The organism is Pseudomonas anguilliseptica (assembly GCF_900105355.1).
Lineage (GTDB): Bacteria > Pseudomonadota > Gammaproteobacteria > Pseudomonadales > Pseudomonadaceae > Aquipseudomonas > Aquipseudomonas anguilliseptica.
Genome location: NZ_FNSC01000001.1, coordinates 4,227,427 through 4,250,855 on the forward strand (window position 1 = coordinate 4,227,427; position 23,429 = coordinate 4,250,855).

Annotated in this window: 17 protein-coding genes and 3 pseudogenes; 13 read left to right on the plus strand and 7 right to left on the minus strand. The window is 58.5% G+C overall.

The window, feature by feature from the left end; translation table 11 throughout:
* Positions 1-27 precede the first annotated feature (27 nt).
* The 4 genes from BLW24_RS20750 to BLW24_RS20760 all read left to right on the plus strand — a co-directional run bounded on the left by BLW24_RS20750 (position 28) and on the right by BLW24_RS20760 (position 2,184).
* A complete protein-coding gene (locus BLW24_RS20750) occupies positions 28-1,161 on the plus strand; it encodes a catalase family protein (RefSeq protein WP_090386544.1) in 1,134 nt (377 codons plus the stop codon).
* 105 nt (positions 1,162-1,266) lie between these two features.
* A complete protein-coding gene (queD, locus tag BLW24_RS20755; RefSeq protein ID WP_090386546.1) occupies positions 1,267-1,623 on the plus strand; it encodes a 6-carboxytetrahydropterin synthase QueD in 357 nt (118 codons plus the stop codon).
* Positions 1,620-1,811: a hypothetical protein gene (locus BLW24_RS26080; protein ID WP_167360421.1), complete on the plus strand. Its 192-nt coding sequence runs from the start codon at positions 1,620-1,622 to the stop codon at positions 1,809-1,811. The genes queD and BLW24_RS26080 overlap by 4 nt, the downstream gene beginning before the upstream one ends.
* 64 nt (positions 1,812-1,875) lie before the next feature.
* Positions 1,876-2,184, plus strand: a complete 309-nt coding sequence (locus BLW24_RS20760; protein WP_090253600.1) for a TRL-like family protein — start codon at positions 1,876-1,878, stop codon at positions 2,182-2,184.
* Between the two features lie 54 nt (positions 2,185-2,238).
* On the opposite strand, the gene ligA is transcribed toward BLW24_RS20760, so the two are convergent.
* The 4 genes from ligA to BLW24_RS20780 form a co-directional block, all read right to left on the minus strand.
* Positions 2,239-4,608: an NAD-dependent DNA ligase LigA gene (ligA, locus tag BLW24_RS20765; RefSeq protein ID WP_090386548.1), complete on the minus strand. Its 2,370-nt coding sequence runs from the start codon at positions 4,606-4,608 to the stop codon at positions 2,239-2,241.
* Between the two features lie 61 nt (positions 4,609-4,669).
* Positions 4,670-5,494 carry a cell division protein ZipA gene (gene zipA, locus BLW24_RS20770; RefSeq protein WP_090386550.1) on the minus strand — a complete coding sequence of 275 codons (825 nt, stop codon included), beginning with the start codon at positions 5,492-5,494 and terminating at the stop codon, positions 4,670-4,672.
* Positions 5,495-5,675: 181 nt separating this feature from the next.
* Positions 5,676-9,164, minus strand: coding sequence for a chromosome segregation protein SMC (gene smc / locus BLW24_RS20775; RefSeq protein ID WP_090386551.1), 3,489 nt, complete (start codon positions 9,162-9,164; stop codon positions 5,676-5,678).
* 12 nt (positions 9,165-9,176) lie between these two features.
* Positions 9,177-9,836, minus strand: coding sequence for a GntR family transcriptional regulator (locus BLW24_RS20780; RefSeq protein WP_090386553.1), 660 nt, complete (start codon positions 9,834-9,836; stop codon positions 9,177-9,179).
* A 239-nt stretch (positions 9,837-10,075) separates the two neighbouring features.
* On the opposite strand from BLW24_RS20780, the pseudogene BLW24_RS20785 reads away from it, so the two are divergent.
* The 7 genes and pseudogenes from BLW24_RS20785 to guaD all read left to right on the plus strand — a co-directional run.
* Positions 10,076-11,196 (plus strand): annotated as a pseudogene (locus tag BLW24_RS20785) (alkane 1-monooxygenase).
* A gap of 310 nt (positions 11,197-11,506) precedes the next feature.
* Positions 11,507-12,946 carry a xanthine dehydrogenase small subunit gene (gene xdhA, locus BLW24_RS20790; RefSeq protein WP_090386555.1) on the plus strand — a complete coding sequence of 480 codons (1,440 nt, stop codon included), beginning with the start codon at positions 11,507-11,509 and terminating at the stop codon, positions 12,944-12,946.
* Entirely contained in the window at positions 12,939-15,335 is a 2,397-nt protein-coding gene (gene xdhB / locus BLW24_RS20795; protein ID WP_090386557.1) for a xanthine dehydrogenase molybdopterin binding subunit, read from the plus strand. The genes xdhA and xdhB overlap by 8 nt, the downstream gene beginning before the upstream one ends.
* 184 nt (positions 15,336-15,519) lie before the next feature.
* A complete protein-coding gene (gene xdhC / locus BLW24_RS20800) occupies positions 15,520-16,365 on the plus strand; it encodes a xanthine dehydrogenase accessory protein XdhC (RefSeq protein ID WP_090386559.1) in 846 nt (281 codons plus the stop codon).
* A gap of 61 nt (positions 16,366-16,426) precedes the next feature.
* Positions 16,427-16,540, plus strand: a pseudogene (locus BLW24_RS26085) (hypothetical protein); the annotation flags it as partial.
* Positions 16,541-16,575: 35 nt separating this feature from the next.
* A complete protein-coding gene (locus BLW24_RS20805; protein ID WP_090375326.1) occupies positions 16,576-17,556 on the plus strand; it encodes an IS5 family transposase in 981 nt (326 codons plus the stop codon).
* A 138-nt stretch (positions 17,557-17,694) separates the two neighbouring features.
* Positions 17,695-18,927, plus strand: a pseudogene (gene guaD, locus BLW24_RS20810) (guanine deaminase); the annotation flags it as partial.
* A gap of 74 nt (positions 18,928-19,001) precedes the next feature.
* Here guaD and BLW24_RS20815 read toward each other — a convergent pair.
* A complete protein-coding gene (locus tag BLW24_RS20815) occupies positions 19,002-19,760 on the minus strand; it encodes a GntR family transcriptional regulator (RefSeq protein ID WP_090253579.1) in 759 nt (252 codons plus the stop codon).
* A gap of 221 nt (positions 19,761-19,981) precedes the next feature.
* The gene (locus BLW24_RS25765) at positions 19,982-20,206 is read right to left on the minus strand and encodes a hypothetical protein (protein WP_139272725.1); all 225 of its coding nucleotides are present in this window, start codon (positions 20,204-20,206) and stop codon (positions 19,982-19,984) included.
* A 168-nt stretch (positions 20,207-20,374) separates the two neighbouring features.
* Between BLW24_RS25765 and BLW24_RS20820 the strand changes: the two genes are divergently transcribed.
* Positions 20,375-21,724 (plus strand): NCS2 family permease, encoded by a 1,350-nt coding sequence (locus tag BLW24_RS20820; protein ID WP_394236665.1) that lies wholly within the window; start codon positions 20,375-20,377, stop codon positions 21,722-21,724.
* A 67-nt stretch (positions 21,725-21,791) separates the two neighbouring features.
* Positions 21,792-22,418 (plus strand): LysE family translocator, encoded by a 627-nt coding sequence (locus BLW24_RS20825; protein ID WP_090386561.1) that lies wholly within the window; start codon positions 21,792-21,794, stop codon positions 22,416-22,418.
* Positions 22,419-22,714: 296 nt separating this feature from the next.
* Here the strand turns inward: BLW24_RS20825 and uraH are convergent, their stop codons facing one another.
* Positions 22,715-23,068: a hydroxyisourate hydrolase gene (gene uraH, locus BLW24_RS20830; RefSeq protein WP_090386563.1), complete on the minus strand. Its 354-nt coding sequence runs from the start codon at positions 23,066-23,068 to the stop codon at positions 22,715-22,717.
* Between the last annotated feature and the right edge of the window lie 361 nt (positions 23,069-23,429).

Here is a 23,429-nt window from a genome sequence, read left to right on the forward strand (position 1 = left end):
TGAGAATAATTAAAAGGAATTGACTGCATGTTTAAACGATTCTGGCTCTGGCTTGGCCGCGTACTGGGCAAATTGCTGGTCCTCGTATTGACCATTGCTATTGGCGGCTGGGGCATCGGCGCGGCCTATTACGCTTGGAAGTTCTCCGGTCCAGTATCCACTGAAGAGCAGGTCCCGGCCGATGAAGCCGCGCTCACCCAAGGCATCATCGAAGATGCCATTCGCGTGGTCGAACAGCACCGTGACAACACACGGGTACTGCGTGATGCTCACGCCAAGGCTCATGGCTGCGTGAAGGCCGAAGTCACCGTCAGTGCTGATATCGATAGCAGCTTGCAACGCGGTGTGCTCAGCGAGCCAGGGAAAACCTGGCAAGCCTGGATGCGCCTGTCCAACGGTAATGCCTACCCGCAATTCGACCGAGCTCGCGATGCCCGCGGCATGGCGATCAAGCTGCTGGATGTGCCTGGAGAAAAACTTACGCAAAGCCCGCAGCACGCCAGCGAGCAGGACTTTGTGATGTTTAATCACCCAGCGTTTTTCGTGCGTGACGTGGCCGAGTACAAAAGCAATTTCGCTGCCCAGGCCGACGGTAAAAAGGCCATGGCCTTCTTCCCCAGCTGGAGCCCCAGCACCTGGGAAATCCGCCATCTGATCATCGCCCTGAAAACGCTGTCCCCTGCCCCGGAAACACCGGTGGCAAACACTTACAACTCCATTGCCCCATTCAAACTGGGCGAGCACAACATCAAGTACCGGGTTATTCCTCAACCGGAAGCCTGCCCGGAGTACCAGCTGCCTGAACAGAACCATGACCTGCCGAATTTCCTGCGCAATGCGCTGTACCAGCAGTTGTCGCTGGATCGCGTACCCGCCTGTTTTGCCCTGCAGGTTCAGCGGCAGAACGCGGAGTACTACATGCCCATCGAAGACCCCAGTGTTGAATGGAGCGAAGCCATTTCGCCGTTCGAAACCGTCGCCACCATCAACGTGCCGGCACAGGACTTTGATAGCCGCGAGCAGAACCTGTTCTGTGACAACCTGTCCTTCAACCCCTGGCATGCGCTGCCTGAACATCGCCCGATTGGCGGCATCAACCGCCTGCGAAAGGCGGTCTACGAGGCTGTCAGCATCTACCGGTTGGAGCGTAATCAACCATAAAACTGTATCCAATTCTCTGTGCTACTCGGTTAACAGCTGCTGAGCTGGTAATATTCGCGCCTTGCTAAACACGCTGTTAGCCGCGTACCACCTGAGAGAAAGACCGTGGAATTGTTCAAAGAGTTTATGTTCGAGGCCGCCCACCGCCTGCCTCACGTCCCCGAAGGCCACAAATGCGGACGCCTGCACGGCCACTCCTTCAAGGTCGCGGTGTATATCGAAGGTGAGGTCGATCCTTATACCGGCTGGATTCGCGACTTCTCCGAGATCAAGGCGATCTTCAATCCACTCTATGAGCAGCTTGATCATAACTACCTGAACGATATTCCCGGCCTGGAAAACCCGACCAGTGAAGTGCTGGCCAAATGGATTTGGCAGCAACTCAAGCCGCTGCTGCCTGAGCTGTCGCGTATCCGTATCCACGAAACCTGCACCAGCGGTTGCGAGTACCGCGGCGATTGACCCTCGCCTGGCGCCTGCTTGAGACGCCAGGCAGCTCCCTGCCCCTCACCGTCCACCATTGGATTGCCAAATCAATTGTGCTGAGCGCAAGAACAACGATTGGCAAAAAATCCACCGGAAGATTTCATAAATTTGAAACCGGTTCGAAAAAAGCAGGCGAACTTGTTATTAGCCAGGCACTGCTTTAGGGTGCGGTGCACTTTACCTGGATGGGTAAAGCGTCTTACTGGATAAGCGAAAAGGAATCACGACATGTTGAAGAAAATTGCTCTGGCTGCCGGCCTGGTTACCCTGCTCAGCGGTTGCGCCTCTGGCCTGTCGCCAGTTAGCGTTGGCCTGATCACCGACGTCAAAGGCCCGATCACTGCCACCACCGCTTCCGGTAACAAAACCGGTACTGCTTGCGCCACCACCATCATTGGTCTGATCAACAAAGGCGACGCTTCCATTGCTGCCGCCAAGGCCAACGGCAACATCGGCACCATCGCTACCGCTGATTACCACACCAAAGGCTTCTACCCGTTCTTCGGCGAAACCTGCGTGAACGTAACCGGTAACTAAGTTGCCCGACTGCCCCCAAACCCTGTTTGGGGGCAGTACAGAAAACCCGCTCCTCTAGAGGCCGTAGCCTGCCAAGGCTGACAAGAACTGCGCCTCGTCAATCACCCGCACACCAAGCTCACTGGCTTTTGCCAGCTTCGAGCCCGCCCCTGGCCCTGCGACCACACAACTGGTTTTTGCCGAAACCGACCCTGCCACCTTGGCGCCCAGGCTTTCCAGCTTTTCCTTGGCCACATCGCGACTCATCACTTCCAGCGTGCCGGTCAGTACCCAGGTTTGCCCTGCTAGCGGCAAGCCTTCGATAACTCTTTTCTCGCTGTGCCAGTGCATGCCAAAGGCTTTTAGCTGCGCTTCGATGGCCCGCGCACGTTGTGCATTGGCCGGCACATCGAAGAACTCGCGTACCGCCTTGGCTTGCTTCTCGGGCAGAGTCTGGCGCATATCCAGCCAGTCAGCCGCCAGTACAGCCTCCAGGCTGAGAAACTTATCCGCCAGCTTCTGCGCGCCACCGGGGCCTACAGATGGAATATTCAACTTGTCGAGCATCCCGGCCAGGGTAGCGCTGGCACTGAATTCGGCACTCAGCTCGCCTTGCTCCTGCAGTTGAAAACCGCATTGATCACTGGCCAACAAGGCTGCAATCACCTGCTGGTTATGGCTGTCGGCAAAGAAGCAGTGGATCTCATGTGCGACCTCTAAACCGATATCCGGCAGGTAGGTCAGCACTTCCGGCAAGGCCCGCTGTACGCGTTCTAGAGATGCCAGTGAACGGGCCAGCACCTTGGCGGTTTCCTCGCCCACATCGGGTATACCGAGAGCGTAGATAAAACGCGCCAGACTCGGTTGCTTGCTGTCGGCAATGGCCTGCAGCAGCTTGTTGCTGGAAACCTCGGCAAAGCCTTCCAGGTTGATGATCTTTTCATACGTCAACTTGTACAGATCAGCCGGCGAGGCGATCAGCTGCTCATCAACCAGCTGTTCAATGGTCTTGTCGCCCAGCCCTTCGATGTCCATGGCCCGCCGTGAGACAAAGTGAATGATCGCCTGCTTGAGCTGCGCAGCGCAGGCCAGGCGGCCGACACAACGGTATCCCGAACCTTCGCTGAAGGTTTCCTTGCCCTTGCTGCGTCTGACCAGTTGGGTCCGTTCAACGTGAGAGCCGCACACCGGGCAGCTCTCGGGAATCTGTACGGGCCTGGCATGCAGTGGGCGCCGCTCAGGCACTACCTGCACCACTTGTGGAATCACATCGCCGGCGCGGCGGATGATCACCGTATCGCCGATCATCACCCCCAGACGCGCCACTTCATCCATGTTATGCAGCGTGGCATTAGACACTGTAACACCGGCCACCTTGACCGGTTTCAGGCGTGCCACCGGGGTAACCGCACCCGTACGGCCAACCTGGAACTCCACATCCAGCAGCTCGGTCAGCTCTTCCGTCGCCGGGAATTTGTGGGCAATCGCCCAGCGCGGCTCACGGGCGCGGAAGCCGAGTTCGCGCTGATAGGCCAGGCTGTTGACCTTGAACACCACACCGTCGATCTCGTAAGCCAACGACTCGCGGCGCTCACCAATGCTGCGGTAATACGCCAGGCATTCATCGGCGCCCTTGGCCAGTTTCAGCTCGCGACTGATCGGCATACCCCATTGTTTCAGGGCTTCAAGAATGCCGAAATGCGTTTGTGGTAGCTCGCCCTGCACCTGACCGATGCCGTAGCAGCAGAACTCCAGAGGACGGCTGGCGGTAATTTTCGAATCCAGCTGGCGCAGGCTGCCCGCCGCCGCATTACGCGGATTGGCGAAAGTCTTACCGCCCTGCTCCAGCTGCCGAGCATTCAACGCATCAAAACCGGCCTTGGACATAAAGACTTCGCCACGCACTTCCAATACAGACGGCCAGCCCTCGCCTTGCAGCTTTAATGGCACATTACGAATGGTGCGTACGTTGACGCTGATATCCTCGCCCGTGCTGCCATCGCCACGCGTAGCGCCACGCACCAGCAGGCCGTCGCGGTACAACAGGCTGACCGCCAAACCATCAAGCTTGGGCTCGCAGCTGTATTCAACCTCAGTACCGCCGCCAAACAGATCGCCTGCTGGCAAATCCAGCCCCTCACGCACCCGGCGATCGAAATCCAGCAGGTCGGATTCTTCGAAGGCGTTGCCCAGGCTGAGCATCGGCACCTCATGCCTCACCTCACCGAAGGCCGAAAGCGCCAGGCTACCGACGCGCTGGGTCGGTGAGTCGGCCGTGACCAGTTCGGGGTGCTCTATCTCCAGGGCTTTGAGCTCATGAAACAGGCGATCATATTCGGCGTCGGGAATACTCGGCTCATCGAGTACGTGATAGCGGTAGTTATGCCCATCCAGTTCGGCGCGCAGTTGCACTATACGCTGGGCGGCAATAGAAGCATCGGTCATTGCGGTGTGCTCTCAAACGAAAAGAGCAGCCGTGGCTGCTCTTGGTATTTCATCGGTTAAATCAGCGCTTATTGGTCAATTGCTTGCGTTCATATTCGACGATGCGCTGGCGGTAGTGCTCGATAGTTTGCGCGGTCATCACGCTGCGTTGGTCATCCTTCAATTCACCACCCAGCTCGTGGGCCAGTTTGCGTGCTGCAGCCACCATTACATCAAACGCCTGTTTGGGGTGACGCGGGCCGGGCAAGCCAAGAAAGAAACTTACGGCACGGGTGCTGAAGCCTTCAATATCGTCGAGATCAAAAGTGCCAGGTTTCAACGCATTGGCCATGGAAAACAGCACCTCACCATTACCCGCCATGCTTTCGTGACGATGGAAGATGTCCATCTCGCCAAAACGCAGGCCACTTTCGAGAATATTCTGCAACAGAGCCGGGCCTTTAAAGCCTTCTTCGTCGCGGGCAATCACGTTGATCACCAATACTTCTTCAACCGGTGGTAATTCCTTATTGCTGCTCTGGTTTTGACTGACGGGTTTGACCACATCGTCATCAACCGGATTAAGCAGCGTCGGCACGGGTTCTTCCAGGCCCAGATTAAGGTCACCTTGTTGCGGCTCACCGCTGCGGCGACGATTTAACTCACGCGCGCTCAGCGACGGCAGGTCTTCCTCATCAAAAGCGGGTTCATTACTGCGATCAATAACCCGCGGAGGGCTGAGCAGATCGGGATCACTGTCATCATCCGGCAGGTTGGCAAAACTGCGGTCAAGTTTGAACTTGAGTTTGCCCTTACCACCGCGCATCCGCCGCCAGCCATCAAACAGGATGCCGGCAATCACAATAATGCCGATGACAATCAGCCACTCGCGCAGACCGAATTCCATGAAATACCTTAACCCCTGATAAAAATGTGATGAAAAAGGCCTTCCCGGCCATCTTGCTAATTCTTTTACGCGACGCCAAGCCTATGTTCTATCAGGCCTTTCCCTGCGTTATAACGCCACGTCTAATAACAATGCGCATTAAGCTAGCACGACGAAAGATAACTTTACACCGCCCAGGCCATCATGATTCAACCAAGGCCAACGCTTCCTCCACATCCACAGCCACCAACCGCGAACAACCGGGCTCGTGCATGGTTACGCCCATCAACTGATCGGCCATTTCCATGGCGATTTTATTGTGGGTGATATAGATAAATTGCACGGTTTCCGACATCTCTTTTACCAGCCGTGCATAGCGCCCGACGTTAGCATCATCCAGCGGCGCATCCACCTCATCGAGCATGCAGAATGGCGCTGGATTGAGTTTGAAAATGGCAAAAACCAGGGCCAGGGCCGTCAACGCTTTTTCCCCGCCGGACAACAAGTGAATGGTGCTGTTCTTCTTGCCAGGTGGGCGCGCCATGATGGTTACGCCGGTATCCAGCAAGTCTTCACCGGTCAGCTCCAGATAAGCGTTGCCGCCACCGAATACTTTCGGGAAGAGCGCCTGCAAGCCGCCGTTGATTTGATCAAAGGTTTCCTTGAAGCGGTTACGGGTTTCCTTGTCGATCTTGCGAATCACGTTTTCCAGGGTTTCCAGCGCTTCCACCAGATCAGCGTTCTGCGCGTCCAAGTAACGCTTGCGCTCGGATTGTTGCTGGTATTCGTCGATCGCCGCCAGGTTAATCGGCCCTAAGCGCTGAATACGTGCGGCCAGGCGCTCCAGCTCTTCTTCCCAGGCTTTCTCGCTGGCTTCGGCTGGCAAAATCGCCAGCACGCCATGCAGATCGTAGTTGTCTTCCAGCAACTGATCCTGCAACGCCTTGCGCCGCACGGTCAGCGACTGCCAATCCATACGCTGCTGTTCCAATTGGCCGCGCAACAACTGTGCCTGTTGCTCGGCCTGGGTGCGGCGCTTTTCCGCATCACGCAGCTCGCGATCGGCATCTTCCAGGGCCAGGCGCGCCTGTTTGAGTTCATCCTCCACCGCCATGCGCTTGTCGAGCTGTTCTTCGAGCTTCATCCGCAGCTCTTCCAGCGGCGCTTCACCCTCCTCCAGGTTGAGGTTGAGTTGCTCGCGCTTCTCGTGCAGGCGCTCGGCCTGCAGCTCCAGACGCTCCAGAGCCTGGCGAGTGGAATCATGCTGAGCTTTCAGCGAGCCCAGACGCACCGCCAGTTGATGGGCGTGATCTTTATGCTGACGGGCTTCCTGGCGCACGCGGTCGAGACGCTCACGCAGACTGTCGCGGCGTGCCAGCAGGTTTTCACGCTGTTCGTTGTCTGTCGCCATGGCATCCAGGGCGTCCTGCAGTTGCAAGCGCGACTCACCCAGCTGCTCGTGTTCGATTTCGCGCTGCTCGCCCAGCTCCAGCAGTTCGCTGTCCAGGCGAGTGCGGCGCAATATCAGCTGCTCGACCTTGGCTTGCCCGGCGGACAGCTGGGCTTTCAGCTCGCCGAGACGACGGGCCAGGTCCTGGGCCTGGCGGCGTTGCTGCTCGCGCTGTTCTTCCTGGGCGCGCTGGTTTTCGCGCAGCTGGGTCAGGCGTTCATCCAGCACGGCCAGCGCCGCTTCACGCTCATCACGTTCCAGCGTCAGCCGTTCGATCTCCTGACCACGGGCCAGCACACCGCTTTCCGCTTCACTGGCGCGGCGCACGCGCAGGAAATGCCGGCCGACCCAGTAACCATCGCGGCTGATCAGGCTTTCGCCTTCGGCCAGGCTCAAGCGCGCGACCAGTGCCTCATCCAGGCTCTGCACTGGCTTTACTTTGGCCAGCCAAGGCGCCAGATCGACACTGGCTTCGACCTTATCCAGCAAACTGCCAGACGCCCGCGCGCCGCCCTTGCTTAGACTGGCCAGGCGCAGATCGCCCTGGGTCAGGCCAGCAAAATCCAGGCCTTGGAAATCATCCAACAGCACGGCCTGCAGATCGGCACCCAGCACGGTTTCCACCGCCAGTTCCCATCCGGCTTCAACGCGCAGGCCCTCAGCCAGTCGTGGACGTTCGCTCAGCTGCTGTTCGCGCAGCCACTCGCCGGCACCTTTGCCTGGGTCCAGCGCCGCTTGCTGCAAGGCTTCCAACGAAGCCAGACGGCCATTCAAACGCTGCAGTTCACCTTGTGCTTGCTGCTGGGCCTGACCGCTGTGCTGCAGGTTATTACGCAGTTGCTGCAAACGCTCGCCCTGCTGCTCTTCTTCCAGCTGCAGGTCTTCCAGGCTGATTTCACCGGCGGCAATCTGCTCGCTCAGTTCGATAATCGCCGCATCTTCCGGGTCAGCCGCCAATTGCTGCAGCTCCTCGGTGAGACGGCGCTGACGCTCAGCCAGGCGTTCCAGACTCTGTTCCAGCTGGGCAATGCGCGATTGCTGCACCTCGGCCTGACGACGCGGCTCGGCGCTGCGCTGGTTGAAGCTGTCCCACTGTTCCTGCCAGCCGTGCATGGCTGCTTCAGACTCTTCCAACCCTGCGGCGGACTCTTCGGCGGCAGCAGCCGTCAGCTCCTGCTCAGGCAGCAGCATTTCCAACTCTTCGCCCAGGGTCGCCAGCAATGTGCGGTCGTGGCCCAGGTGTGATTCAGTTTCCAGGCGCGCGCGCTCGGCTTCGTTGAGGTCGTCCTGCAACTGACGCAGACGCTGCTGGCCGTGCTGGATGCTCTGCTCGATACGCGCGATATCGCCGCCCACCGAGTAGAAACGGCCCTGCACCAGGTTGAAACGCTCGCTCAGCTCGTGATGGCCATCGCGCAGGCGCTCAATGCTCGCGTCGGCGTTGCGCTGCTCGGCGACCAGCGCTTCGAAGCTGATTTCCTGGTTGCTGATCACCGCCTCACGGCTGCCCACCTGCTCGTTCAGCGCCTGCCAGCGCAAGGCGGTGAGCTGAGCTTTGAGCTGACGCTCTTCGGCCTTGTATTCCTGGTATTTCTCCGCCGACTGGGCCTGACGGTGCAGGCGGTCGAGCTGACGCTCCAGCTCTTCGCGCAGGTCGGTAAGACGTGCCAGGTTTTCATGGGTACGACGGATGCGATTCTCGGTCTCGCGGCGGCGCTCCTTGTACTTGGAGATGCCGGCAGCTTCTTCGATAAAGTTGCGCAGATCTTCCGGCTTGGCCTCGATCAACTTGCTGATCATGCCCTGTTCGATGATCGAATAGCTGCGCGGGCCCAAGCCGGTGCCGAGGAAGATATCGGTAATGTCACGGCGCCGGCACTTGGTGCCGTTGAGGAAATAGGTGTTCTGGCTGTCGCGGGTGACCCGGCGGCGGATCGAGATTTCGTTATAGCCGGCGTACTCGCCGGTCAGGGTGCCGTCGGAGTTGTCGAAGACCAGCTCGATGGAGGCCTGGGTCACCGGCTTGCGGGTATTCGAGCCATTGAAGATGACATCAGTCATCGACTCGCCGCGCAGGTTCTTCGCCGAACTCTCGCCCATCACCCAGCGTACGGCGTCGATGATATTCGACTTGCCGCAGCCATTGGGTCCAACCACTGCCGCCATATTGCTGGGGAAGGTCACTGTGGTTGGGTCGACGAAGGACTTGAAACCGGCCAGCTTGATGCACTTGAGCCGCATAGACAGCCTTCCTTAAGCGTCGGCCAGTGCGGCCAGCACCAGCTGGCAATTGTGCTCACCGTAACCCAGCAACACCTCACGAATGGCCTGATGATCACGGCCGATGATCGCCTGCAGCAAGGCAGCAAAGGTATTGAGGAACTGGCCCATCTCGCCTTTGCGCCGCTCCAGCGCCAGGTGATAGGCGCGGCTGATGGCCGGCAGCAGGTTCTCCACGGTTTCCTGCAAATAGGGATTATTGGAGAACGGGAAGGCAGCTCGCATGATTTCAAAACTGCTCTCGACAAAGCCGTCAATATCCTCACGCTGCAGACTGTCCTGCAGCCGCTGCTGAATCACCAGAAACGGCCCGAGATCCGTCTCGACCTGCCAGCTATTCGCCACCGCCTTGCCCAACAGGATGTACAGCTCCATGACCAGGGCGTACAGGCTCTTGACGTTATGCGGGGTCAGTTCAGCCACCTGCGCACCACGGCGCGGCGGAATCACGATCAGATGCCGGCGTTCCAGAATCAGCAATGCTTCGCGCACCGACCCCCGGCTGACATTCAGCGCCTGGGTGACTTTCTGTTCCTGAATCCGCTCACGCGCCTTCAACTCACCACGAATGATGCGTTCAGCAAGGTGATGTGCGATCTGCTCAGCGAGGCTATCCGGTGCCTTGAACGTCATGATGATCCTTAGGCTCTATCTGACCTATTGGGGGGCAAACAAGGGTCTCAACCCCAGGCCAGGCTTGGCTTGGGCGGTACAGCGCAGGGCGCGAGTGTAACACAGGGTGTTACCGGGCCAAGGCCGCCTGCGTCCTGCTTTCAAACCAAAAGGTGGGCTACCGGGGGATGGCCACAGAAACAGATTATCCTACAATCCTACCAACACCCCATTCCAACAAGAACAAGTACGGAGCCACCATGTTCGAACGCCTGCCCTCAAACTGGATGCTTGCCATTAAAAGCATCGGCTACTGGTTCTGGTTGATCCCGGTATTGGGTATCCCATTGAGCTATTAGTGGTCATTAAATAGCCAATACGCTAACGCCTGGCCCTGGCCCTGGCCCTGGCCCTGGCCCTGGCTGGTCATCGTGGTGGTCTTTGGGGTTATCCCGCTGCTGGACTTCATTATTGGCCGCGACCCGGCTAACCCGGATGAAACCGTACAGGTACCGCAAATGGAGCAGCAGGGCTACTACCGCCTATTGAGCCTGGCCACTGTACCCGCGCTGCTGGGCATGCTCGGGTGGGCCAGCTGGGCTGGGTGCTGTCGGTTGGCACCGTCACCGGGGCGATAGGCATTACCGTGGCTCACGAGTTCATCCACAAGGACCCACAGCTGGAGCAGAACGCCGGCGGTTTGCTGCTCGCTGCCGTGTGCTATGGCGGCTTCAAGATCGAACATGTGCGCGGTCACCACGTGCATGTGTCGACCCCGGAAGACGCCAGCTCCTCACGCTACGGCCAGAGTCTGTATGCCTTTCTGCCGCATGCCTACAAGCACAACTTCCTCAACGCCTGGAAACTTGAAGCTGAACGGCTGAAACGCAAGAACCTGCCTGCCCTGCACTGGCGCAATGAGCTGATTGCCTGGTACGCCATCAGTGCTCTGTTCCTGCTCGGTTTCAGCCTGGCTTTCGGCTGGCTCGGCGCACTGTTCTTTGTCGCGCAGTCGGTGGTTGCCTTTACCCTGCTGGAAATCGTCAACTACGTGGAGCACTACGGTCTGCATCGGCGCAAGCTGGACAATGGGCGCTATGAGCGCACCAATCCGACGCATTCCTGGAACAGCAACTTTCTGCTGACCAACCTGTTCCTCTTTCATCTGCAGCGCCATTCCGACCACCACGCTTACGCCAAGCGTCGCTACCAGGTGCTGCGCCACTTCGAAGACAGCCCGCAGCTACCCAATGGCTATGCCGGGATGATCGTCCTGGCGCTGTTCCCGCCGCTGTGGCGCGCGGTGATGGACCCGCGAGTACGCGCCTACTACGCCGGTGAAGAACACCAACTGACTGATTCGCAGCTGACCCACTCTTAAGTCCAGACACAGCAACAAAAAAAACGCCAAGGGCCCGCCCCTTGGCGTTTTTTTGTTTGCTGGGCTCCATGTTTTCGCAACGCCTGCCTGGCACAAAAGCAGCTAGCGTTTAGCTGAGCCACGGAGCTTTTCGCGCTCATAACCTAATCACATGACAATTACCTGACCAAAGAGTCAAATATTTATTAACCCTAAAGTCAGAAAACTCTAGATTCGCTTCATGCCAAGCCGTGTGGAAACGCTGTGCCGCCCCGCGCAGTCGTTTCAGCAGAGCCTGATACGAGAACAATAAAGTGCCTGGAGGTCGTCCTTGATCCAGTTTTTACTCAACCGGGAGCTGCGTACTGAGCATGCCCTCGACCCAAACGTCACCGTGCTCAATTACCTGCGTGAGCATGTCGGCAAATCCGGAACCAAAGAAGGCTGCGCCTCTGGCGACTGCGGTGCCTGCACCGTGGTGGTCGGTGAGCTGGATGGCGAGCGCGTGCGTTATCGCACCCTCAACTCCTGCCTGACCTTCGTTTCCAGCCTGCACGGCAAACAGCTGATCACGGTTGAAGACCTCAAGCACCAGGGCAAACTGCACAGCGTGCAACAGGCCATGGTCGACTGCCACGGCTCACAATGCGGTTTCTGCACTCCGGGTTTCGTCATGTCGCTGTTCGCTCTGCAGAAAAACAGCAGCGGTTTCGACAAGGCTGACACCATGGAGGCCCTGGCCGGCAACCTGTGCCGCTGCACCGGCTACCGCCCGATTATCAACGCCGCGGAGCAGGCCTGCTGCCAGAAGCAGCCAGACCAGTTCGACGCTGCCGAAGCGCAAACCGTCGCACAACTGAAAGCCATCGCCCCGCAGGATACTGCCGAGCTCAACAGTGGCGACAAACGTTGCCTGTTGCCGCTGACCGTGGCTGATCTGGCCGATATTTACGCCGCCAACCCGGAAGCGCGCCTGCTGGCTGGCGGCACCGACCTGGCCCTGGAAGTCACCCAGTTCCACCGCGAACTGCCGGTGATGATCTACGTCGGCCATATCGAAGCGATGAAACGCGTCGAAGTGACCGCCGAAAGCATCGAGATCGGCGCCGCCACCGCGCTGTCCGACTGCTACGCCGCCCTGGCCCAGGACTACCCGGACTTCGGCGAGCTGCTGCACCGTTTTGCCTCTTTGCAAATCCGCAACCAGGGCACCCTGGGTGGCAATATCGGTAACGCCTCGCCGATTGGTGACGCCCCGCCGCTGCTGATCGCCCTCGGCGCACAGATCGTGCTGCGCAAAGGCAACAGCAGCCGCACCCTGCCGCTTGAAGATTACTTCCTCGATTACAAGGTAACTGCCCGTCAGGAAGCCGAATTTATCGAGAAGATCATTGTGCCGCGCCATCAGTCCAATCAGGCGTTCCGCGCCTACAAGGTGTCCAAGCGTCTGGACGATGATATTTCCGCCGTATGCGCGGCCTTTAACCTGGTCGTCGAAGATGGCGTGGTGCAAAGCGCCCGCATCGCCTTCGGTGGCATGGCCGCAATCCCGAAACGCGCTGCTGCCTGTGAAGCCGCACTGCAAGGCGCAGCCTGGTATCCGGGCGTGATCGAACGCGCCTGCGCTGCATTGGCCGAGGATTTCACCCCGCTCAGTGACTTCCGCGCCAGCAAGGAATACCGCCTGCTCACTGCACAGAATCTGCTGCGTAAATTCTTCCTCGAGCTGCAAGCTCCCGAAGTCGAAACCCGGGTGACCGCGTATGTCTAATCATCATGTAATTAAAAGCCAGGCCGAACTGGCCGAACTGTTCCGCGCCGACATCACCACTGGCGTCGGCAAGAGCGTCAAACATGAAAGCGCGGACAAGCACGTCTCCGGCGAAGCCATCTACGTCGACGACCGTCTGGAATTCCCCAATCAGCTGCACGTCTATGCACGCATGAGCGACCGCGCCCACGCGCGCATCGTCAGCATCGATACCAGCCCCTGCTACCAGTTCCCGGGCGTGGCGATTGCCATCACCAAGGATGACGTACCCGGCCAGCTGGATATCGGCCCGGTCGTGACTGGTGACCCGCTGCTGGCGGACGGCAAGGTCGAATACGTCGGCCAGGTGGTCATTGCCGTCGGCGCAGACAGCCTGGAAACCGCACGCAAGGCGGCCATGGCCGCGATCATCGAGTACGAGGACCTTGAACCTGTGCTCGACGTGGTCGATGCGTTGCGCAAGAAGCATTTCGTCCTCGACAGCCACCAGCACAAGATTGGTAACTCCGCCGCCGAACTGGCTAGCGCGCCGCGCCGCCTGCAAGGCAGCCTGCATATCGGCGGCCAGGAACACTTCTACCTGGAAACCCAGATTTCCTCGGTTATGCCCACCGAAGACGGCGGCATGATCATCTACACCTCGACGCAGAACGCCACCGAAGTGCAGAAGCTGGTGGCTGAAGTGCTCGGCGTGCCGATGCACAAGATCGTCATCGATATGCGCCGCATGGGCGGCGGTTTCGGCGGCAAGGAAACCCAGGCCGCCGGCCCGGCGTGTCTATGCGCAGTCATTGCGCACCTCACCGGCCGGCCGACCAAGATGCGCCTGCCGCGCGTCGAGGACATGCAGATCACCGGCAAGCGTCACCCGTTCTACGTCGAATACGACGTCGGCTTTGATGACGACGGCCTGCTGCACGGTATCGAGATCGAACTGGCCGGAAACTGCGGCTACTCGCCGGACCTGTCGGGTTCCATCGTTGACCGCGCAATGTTCCACTCCGACAACGCCTACTTCCTCGGCAACGCCACCATCAATGGCCACCGTTGCAAGACCAACACCGCGTCGAACACCGCCTACCGCGGCTTCGGCGGCCCGCAGGGTATGGTCGCCATCGAAGAGATCATGGATGCGGTAGCGCGCAGCCTGGGCAAAGACCCACTGGAAGTGCGCAAGCTCAACTACTATGGCAAGACCGAGCGCAACGTCACCCACTATCACCAGACCGTCGAGCACAACGTTATCCACGAGATGACCGCCGAGCTGGAAGCCAGCAGTGACTACGCCAAGCGCCGCGGTGAAATCATTGAGTTCAACAAGAAAAGTCCGGTGTTGAAGAAAGGCCTGGCGCTGACCCCGGTGAAATTCTGCATCAGCTTTACCGCCACCTTCCTCAACCAGGCTGGCGCGCTGATCCACATCTACACCGACGGTTCGATCCACCTGAACCACGGCGGCACCGAGATGGGCCAGGGCCTGAATACCAAGGTCGCGCAAATCGTCGCCGAAGTGCTGCAGGTGGACATTTCGCGCATCCAGATCACCGCCACCAACACCGACAAGGTGCCGAACACCTCGCCGACAGCCGCCTCCTCGGGCGCCGACCTGAATGGCAAGGCCGCGCAGAACGCTGCCGAAACCCTCAAGCAGCGTCTGGTTGATTTTCTGGTACGTGAATACAAGGTCACCCCGGAAGATGTGGAGTTCCGCAACAGCCAGGTGCGCGTACGTGATCTGTTCCTAAGCTTCGAGGAAGTGATTCAGAAGGCCTATTTCGGCCAGGTATCGCTCTCCAGCACCGGCTTCTATCGCACGCCGAAGATCTACTACGACCGTGACAAGGCCGCCGGCCGACCGTTCTACTACTTCGCCTACGGCGCCGCCTGCTCGGAAGTGATAGTCGACACCCTGACCGGCGAGTACAAGATGCTGCGCACCGATATCCTGCATGACGTCGGCGCCTCGCTAAACCCAGCTATCGATATCGGTCAGGTCGAAGGTGCCTTCGTGCAGGGCATGGGTTGGCTGACCATGGAAGAGCTGGTGTGGAACGGCAAGGGCAAGCTGATGACCAATGGTCCGGCCAGCTACAAGATCCCGGCCATTGCCGACATGCCGCTGGACCTGCGTGTCAACCTGGTGGAAAACCGCAAGAACCCGGAAGACACCGTGTTCCACTCCAAGGCCGTCGGTGAGCCGCCGTTTATGCTCGGCATCGCCGTGTGGCGTGCGATCAAGGACGCCGTGGCCAGCCTGGCTGACTACCGCGTTCAGCCGCAGATCGACGCCCCGGCAACGCCTGAGCGCATGCTCTGGGGTGTAGAGCAAATGAAGAAACTGCAGCAGACCGCCAAGTCAGCGGCCACTGCAGAGGTTGAACCGGCGTAATGCCAACTCGCCTGGGTGGTCACCCACCCAGGCACTGCACACACAGGTGTACAACAATGACAAAACACACCGAGCCAAAACACCAGACACCACGACCGATACCCGTTCCCATACTGGATCCGTCACCGAGCAACTGGCGCTTACCGCGCCCCGGACAGACCACACCTTCCTGGAGGCTGAGCAAATGAGCTGGATCAGCGCCCTCGCCGACCTGCAGCAACGCGGTGAACCCTGCGTGCTGGTAACCATCATCGAAGAGCGCGGCTCAACCCCGCGCAATGCGGGCTCGAAAATGGTGGTCACCACTGACCGCATCTTCGAGACCATCGGTGGAGGTCATCTGGAATTCAAGGCGATGGAGCTGGCCCGCGAAATGCTCAGCAGCCGCAGCCAGGACACCCGCCTGGAGCGTTTCAGCCTCGGCGCCAGCCTTGGCCAGTGCTGTGGCGGCGCCACCGTGCTGCTGTTCGAACCCATGGGTCAGCCGCAGGCGCAGATTGCCGTATTCGGCGCCGGCCATGTCGGCCATGTCGGCCGTGCCTTGGTGCCGCTGCTGGCCAGCCTGCCATGCAAGGTGCGCTGGATCGACTCGCGGGAAAACGAGTTTCCCGAGCAGATCCCAGCAGGTGTGGAAAAAGTGATCAATGAAGAGGTGATCGACGAGATCGAACGCATGCCCGCCGGCAGCTACTTTATCGTCATGACCCACAACCACCAGCTCGACCTGGAGCTGACCGCCGCAATCCTCAAGCGCAACGACTTCACCTACTACGGCCTGATCGGCTCGCAAACCAAGCGCAGCAAATTTGAACATCGCCTGCGTGATCGCGGTTTCAGCCCTGAAGTGATGCAGCGCATGCGTTGCCCCATGGGTCTGGCCGAGGTCAAAGGCAAGTTGCCGGTAGAAATCGCCGTGTCCATCGCCGGCGAAGTGATCGCCACCTATAACGCCGCCTTTGGCCAAGAGAGCAAAAAGGGCCAGTCCAGCGTTACCAAGCTACTGCCCGCCTCTCGCCGCAGCCAGGCCTGACTATCTGCTCAAGCGCACGCACGCCTGAGCGACCAACTCCATAGATTGAGATCAGCGTTACATGACTAGCCCAGTGAAAGCCTACCGCGCCGCCATCCTGCACAGCATTGCCGACCCTGCCGTGGTGGGCGTTGAACAATCCTATGGATGGTCTGAAAAAGACTTCCTGATTTTGGCAAAATATCCGCACTCCACCCGCCGAGTTTTCCGATGAAGCAGATGACCTTCGCCGACGCCGAGTATGCCGGCAAGCGCAAGCAGACCCGCAAAGAATTGTTCCTGATCGAGATGGATCGGGTAGTGCCATGGAAAGGGTTGATCGCTTTGATCGAGCCGCATTATCCAAAGGGTGAAGGCGGCCGACCGTCCTATCCGCTGATGGCGATGCTGCGAGTGCATCTGATGCAAAACTGGTTCGGTTACAGCGACCCGGCGATGGAAGAGGCGCTGTACGAGACCACCATCCTACGCCAGTTTGCCGGGCTGACTCTGGAGCGCATTCCTGACGAAACCACCATCCTCAACTTCCGCCGCTTGCTGGAAAAACACGAACTGGCTGCCGGCATCCTGGCCGTGATCAATGGCTACCTGGGTGACCGTGGTTTGTCGCTGCGCCAAGGCACCATCGTCGATGCCACGCTGATCAACGCGCCGAGTTCAACCAAGAACAAGAACGGTAAGCGTGACCCTGAGATGCACTCAACCAAGAAAGGCAATCAGTATTACTTCGGCATGAAGGCGCACATCGGGGTGGATGACGAGTCTGGCTTGGTGCACAGCGTGGTGGGTACTGCCGCCAACGTGGCGGATGTCACCCAGGTCGATAAGCTGCTGCACGGCGAGGAAAACATGGTGGGGGCCGATGCCGGATATACCGGTGTCGAGAAGCGCCCCGAGCATGAGGGCCGTCAAGTGATCTGGCAGGTTGCAGCACGGCGTAGCACTTACAAGAAACTCGGTAAGCGCAGCGCGCTGTACAAAGCCAAGCGCAAAATCGAGAAGGCCAAGGCCCAAGTGCGAGCCAAGGTCGAGCATCCGTTTCGGGTGATCAAGCGTCAGTTCGGTTATGTGAAGACGCGCTTCCGTGGCCTGGTCAAAAACACGGCGCAACTGGTGACTTTATTCGCGCTGTCAAATCTGTGGATGGCGCGCCGACATTTACTGACGAATGCAGGAGAGGTGCGCCCGTAATGCTGGAAATGGCTGCCGCGAGGTGCTCGCGGCGGCTAAAAACACAGAAATGAGCCGGTAATCTGATCGTTTTTGATCGATTTATCACTTTCGAAATCAGCAGAGGCTGACGTCAGCCAGAAATGCATGGCTACTTCAGAGGATCCCTATGAGTATTTCGAAGACGGTGTGCTGGTCGTCGATAACGGTCAAGTGGCCAAAGTCGGCCATGCCGCCGACCTGCTGCCAACGCTCAAGGGCGTGGAAATCACCGAATACCGCGACGCGCTGATCACCCCCGGTTTTATCGACACCCATATCCACTACCCGCAAACCGGGATGATCGCATCCTACGGCGAACAGCTGCTGGATTGGCTGAACACCTATACCTTCCCCACCGAACAGCAGTTTGCCGACAAGGCCCATGCTGCGGATGTGGCCGGTATTTTCCTGAAAGAGCTGCTGCGCAATGGCACCACCACCGCGCTGGTGTTCGGCACGGTGCACAAGCAATCGGTAGACGCCTTCTTCGAAGCCGCCCAAGCGCTGAACCTGCGCATGATCGCCGGCAAAGTGCTGATGGACCGCAACGCCCCGGACTACCTGACCGATACACCGGAATCCGGCTACGCCGACAGTAAGGAGCTGATCGAGCGCTGGCACGGTAAGGGCCGCCTGCATTACGCGGTAACACCACGCTTCGCCCCGACCAGTACCCCGGAGCAACTGACCCTGGCCGGCAAGCTGCTGGGCGAGTACCCGAACCTGTATATGCACACCCACCTCTCTGAAAACCACAAGGAAATTGAATGGGTCAAGGCACTGTTCCCCGAGCGCAAGTGCTATCTGGATGTGTACGACCACTACCAGCTGATCGGCGCCCGCTCGGTATTCGCCCACGGCGTGCACCTGTGCGACGAAGAATGCAAACGCCTGGCCGAAACCGGTTCGGCCGTGGCCTTCTGCCCGACTTCCAACCTGTTCCTCGGCAGCGGTCTGTTCGATTTGAACAAGCTGGAAGCGCATGGCGTGCGCGTCGGCCTAGGCACCGATGTCGGTGCAGGCACCAGCTTCAGCCAGCTGCAATCGCTGAACGAGGCCTACAAGGTGATGCAACTGCAGGGCAAGAAGCTCGACCCGTTCAAGTCGCTGTACCTGGCCACACTCGGCGGTGCCAATGCGCTGTACCTGGACGACAAGATTGGCAACTTCGCAAGCGGCAAAGACGCCGACTTTGTGGTGCTCGACTACAACGCCACACCGCTGATCAGCTACCGCATGCAACAGGCCAAAACCCTGGACGAAAAACTCTTCGCCCTGACCATGCTCGGCGATGACCGCGCAGTGAAGGAAACCTTCGCCGCCGGCCAGTCAGTGCATCTCCGCGACTAAGCCTGGTTGATAAACCACCACCACAAAAAAGCCCGCTGATTAAGCGGGCTTTTTGTTGATGCCGGTTACGCTGCTTAACGACTTGCAGCTTTCTTCTTGCTACCCGGCAACAGGTGCGAGAACACCGCGTGCAGGTCATCGGAGGCGGTCTCGCCATCCAGATTGAGCTTGGCGTCAACGCTGTCCATATGGCGCATCATCAGATCCACGGCCACTTCAACGTTGCCGGCTTCGATGGCATCAATCACCTGATCATGCTCGGCATCCGAGCAATGGGTGCGGCTGTTGCTTTCGTACAGGGCGATGATCAGCGAGGTCTGCGAAATCAGGCTGCGCAGAAAACCCAGCAGGGTCAGGTTACCGGCTGCTTCCGCGAGTTTCAGGTGGAACTCACCCGACAGGCGAATACCCATGCCACGGTCACCACGGGCGAAACAGTCGCGCTCATCGATCACCATCTGGCGCAGCGCGGCAATCTGCTCCGGCTTGGCATTCTTGCAGGCCAATTCGGTAATCGCCCGCTCGATCATGCGGCGCACATAGAAGATTTGCCGGGCTTCTTCGGCCCCCGGGCTGGCCACCACCGCGCCACGGTTCGGGCGCAGCAGAACCACGCCTTCATGGGCCAAGCGTGACAGTGCACGACGAATAATGGTGCGACTGACGCCGAAGATTTCACCGAGCGCTTCTTCACTGAGCTTGGTGCCAGGAGCTAGACGCTGCTCGAGAATGGCATCGAAGATATGGGCGTAAACGACATCGTCCTGAGTCCCGCTGCGAGTGCTCTTGCCTTCGCGCGTCTGCTTCTTAAGGGGCTGCAATTGTTCGTTCATTGTGGCTCGCGTGATCTGGATTCGGCGGTTGCTGATGCAACTCTACTGTGTCTCCCCCGCCTTCTGGCAAGCAGCACATCAGTAAAAAGCCCTTGCATTGTACACAATGTGATCAATGCGTACACCGCTACCAATGCATAACGGTCGTGCAAACGTGCATTTGCACGCGCTTTCCAGGCGCATTCCTCGGCCGCCTCATCCGAAGTGACCAGAATAATTGCTTATATGCAGCCTTTTCCTTGTTCGAGAATCTGCTTAGCAACGCTCAAGACGGCTCGCCATTTCTGCACCAACACAGCGGCAAATAATGCTGAACCGCCGCCAATCAAGGTGCTGTAAGCGCTTTGCCTGACTGCATTGGTGAACACTCCGATACACAGCGTAGAAAGCACGGCTAATCCATAGGTGAAAAAACCGTGTGCATACCGAATTTTAACCAGAAACATTATTTGCTTTTTTTGTATACAACATCATAATCGGCCTCAGTGTTATTTATTGACCGATAGGTCAGCTAAGCACGACAGCAAGGCAAAAAAACACCACCTACCTCAAGAGTCGAGCAGTGCGCAGCACAGGCTCTGGGTGGCACACAACAAGAGATGAGGAGTACCCCTGTGGAAAGCGCTAAACAAGAACAACAGGCGACGCAGATGCAAGACCTGATCAAACCCGGTCTGCTTGACCGCTTCTTCAAGCTGACCGAACACCGCACCACAATCAAAACCGAGCTGCTGGCGGGCCTGACGACTTTCGTCACCATGGCTTACATCATCTTCGTTAACCCCAACATCATGGCTTCGGCCGGCGTCGACCATGGCGCAGCCTTTGTCGCCACCTGCATTGGCGCAGCCATCGGTTGCTTCCTGATGGGGCTGTATGCCAACTGGCCAGTTGGCCTGGCACCCGGCATGGGCTTGAATGCCTTTTTTACCTACACCGTGGTCGGCGAAATGGGCTACAGCTGGCAGATCGCCCTCGGCGCGGTATTCATCTCCGGCGTGCTGTTCATGATCATGAGCCTGTCGAAGATCCGCGAATGGCTGCTCAACAGCATTCCCATGAGTCTGCGTTTTGCCATGGGTGCGGGGGTGGGTCTGTTCCTCGGGCTGATCGGTCTGAAGACTGCTGGCATCGTTGTCGACAGCCCAGCAACGCTGCTGACCATGGGTTCGTTCGGTGAACCGAGCGCGATCCTGGCGGCCGTATGCTTTCTGCTGATTGCCGTGCTGAGTCACCGCAACGTGTTTGGCGCCATTCTGTTCAGCATGCTCGGCGTCACCGCTCTGGGCTGGGCACTGGGCCTGGTTGAATACAACGGCCTGGTTTCCATGCCACCGAGCCTTGCTCCGACCTTTATGGCCATGGACATCGCAGGTGCCTTCAACGTTGCCATGGTCAGCGTGATTCTGGCCTTCCTCTTCGTCAACATGTTCGACACCGCTGGCACCCTGATGGGCGTTGCCCATCGCGCCAACCTGGTGGATGAAGACGGCAAGATCCAGAACCTGTCCAAGGCCCTCAAGGCTGACAGTACCTCCAGCGTGGTTGGTGCCATGGTCGGCTGCCCACCGGTAACCAGCTATGTGGAAAGTGCTGCAGGCGTTGCTGCCGGTGGCCGTACCGGCCTGACCGCTGTTGCTGTGGGCGTGCTGTTTCTCTGCGCGATGTTCTTTGCCCCGCTGGCCGGCATGATCCCCGCCTACGCCACCGCTGGCGCACTGATCTATGTAGCGATGCTGATGATGAGCGGCATGGCGCATATCGACTGGAAAGATCACACCGACACCATCCCGGCGATCGTCACCGTGGTCATGATGCCGCTGACTTTCTCCATCGCCAACGGTATTGCCCTGGGCTTCCTGACCTATGCGACGCTGAAACTGCTGACCGGTCAGCGCGACAAGGTATCGGTAAGCCTGTACGTTCTGTGCATCATTTTTATCGCCAAGTTCGCCTTCCTGTAAGGTTGGCCGGCGAGTAACCAAGCCCCGGCGCGCGCGTCGGGGCTTTTGCGCATCTGGAGAATCGCTCATGAGCCTGGAAACCTGGCTGTTGTTCGGAAGCGCTGCACTGGTGGTGATTCTGATCCCGGGGCCACTATCACTGTTGATGGTCAGCAACAGCCTCAACTACGGCCTGCGCCGCTCGGCCCCGGCCTTTATTGGCGGGGTGTCTGCTTCTATCTGTTTATTGAGTGCTTCAGCCCTTGGCCTTGGCGCACTGCTACTGGCTTCGGAGCAGCTGTTCAGCCTGCTGAAGCTGGTCGGCGCGCTGTACCTGTTCAACCTCGCCTGGCAGAGCTGGCAGGAATCGCGCAAAGCCGCCAAACCGGTGACGGCGGAAGAGCAGCCGGTCAATCCGAGCTTTCGCGCCATGTTCTGGAAGGCCTTCGGCCTTGGCGCCAGCAACCCCAAGGACATTCTGTTCTTTGCCGCCTTCCTGCCGCAGTTCATCAGCGCTGAACGGCCCATGCTGGGCCAGCTGCTGGTGATGATCGCCACCTGGGCGGTGCTCGATCTGTGTTGCAAGCTGTTTTACGGCCTCAGCGCCCAGGGCGCCGCGCGCTACCTGCGCTCGGGCAAGGGCCAGGTGTGGTTCAACCGCATCAGCGCTGCCTTGTTTGGCGGTGCAGGTGCAGCTTCGTTGCTAAGCAGGTAGACCGGGTCTTATTTGTTGGGCTTCGCTACGCTCAGCACCAACCTACAAAAGCATTCCACGCAAAGTAGGTTGGCGCTGAGCCTGCGAAGCCCAACGCCGGCCCCAGACGCACGGTCCGTAGGTAGATCCAGACGTAGCTCACCGCTCGCTGACATCTCTCCGGATTGCCTCCAGGCTACAAAAAGCGTTCTGCATCCAGGTGTATGGCCGCAACCCGAATCGCAGGCAAAAAAAAGCCCGCAGTGTGGGCGGGCTAGGGACTCTTAAATTGAGTCAGAGGGTGACAAGCATTCGGTTCAGCTACCGCGGTAGGTGGAGTAGCTGTAAGGGGAAATCAGCAGCGGCACGTGGTAATGCTCCTGCCCGGCATCGATGCCGAAGCGCAGCACCACGACATCCAGAAACGCCTGCTCTGGCAATTTGACGCCGCGTGCGCGGTAGTAATCGCCTGCATGGAAATGCAGCTGGTACACCCCGCTGCGGTAATTGTCACCTTGCAGCACTGGCGCATCACAGCGGCCGTCATGGTTGGTGACAACGCTGTTGAGCAGCTCCATCTGAGCCCCTTCAACGCGGTACAACTCAATCTTCAATTCGCTGCCCGGGCAACCATGGGCGGCATCCAGTACGTGTGTGGTCAATCGTCCCATCGCTTATGGGCGCCTACGCAGATATGCCAACGCAGGTACCGTACCTCCTCTACTTTTATTGAATTCGGCAGATTTATCAGGCTAAGCAGCCTCGACTGAGCTCAAGCATAGCATGTTGAAAATCAAAAATAAGACACTTTCACAAAAAAGTGTACACAATAAAGCACTCATCAAGCCCACTTTGCGCACCATAAGCGGGCAGTAAATTTGCCATAAGTGCTTGCTAACACTGCTTTTGCACAGAAACAGCTGACGATTCGGACAGATTCAGCATTAAGGAAAAATTTCACAAAATAAGTGAATTTTAGATTTACAAGATGCAAAGCACTTTGTATACAATCAGCCAATCACGGTCGTGCAA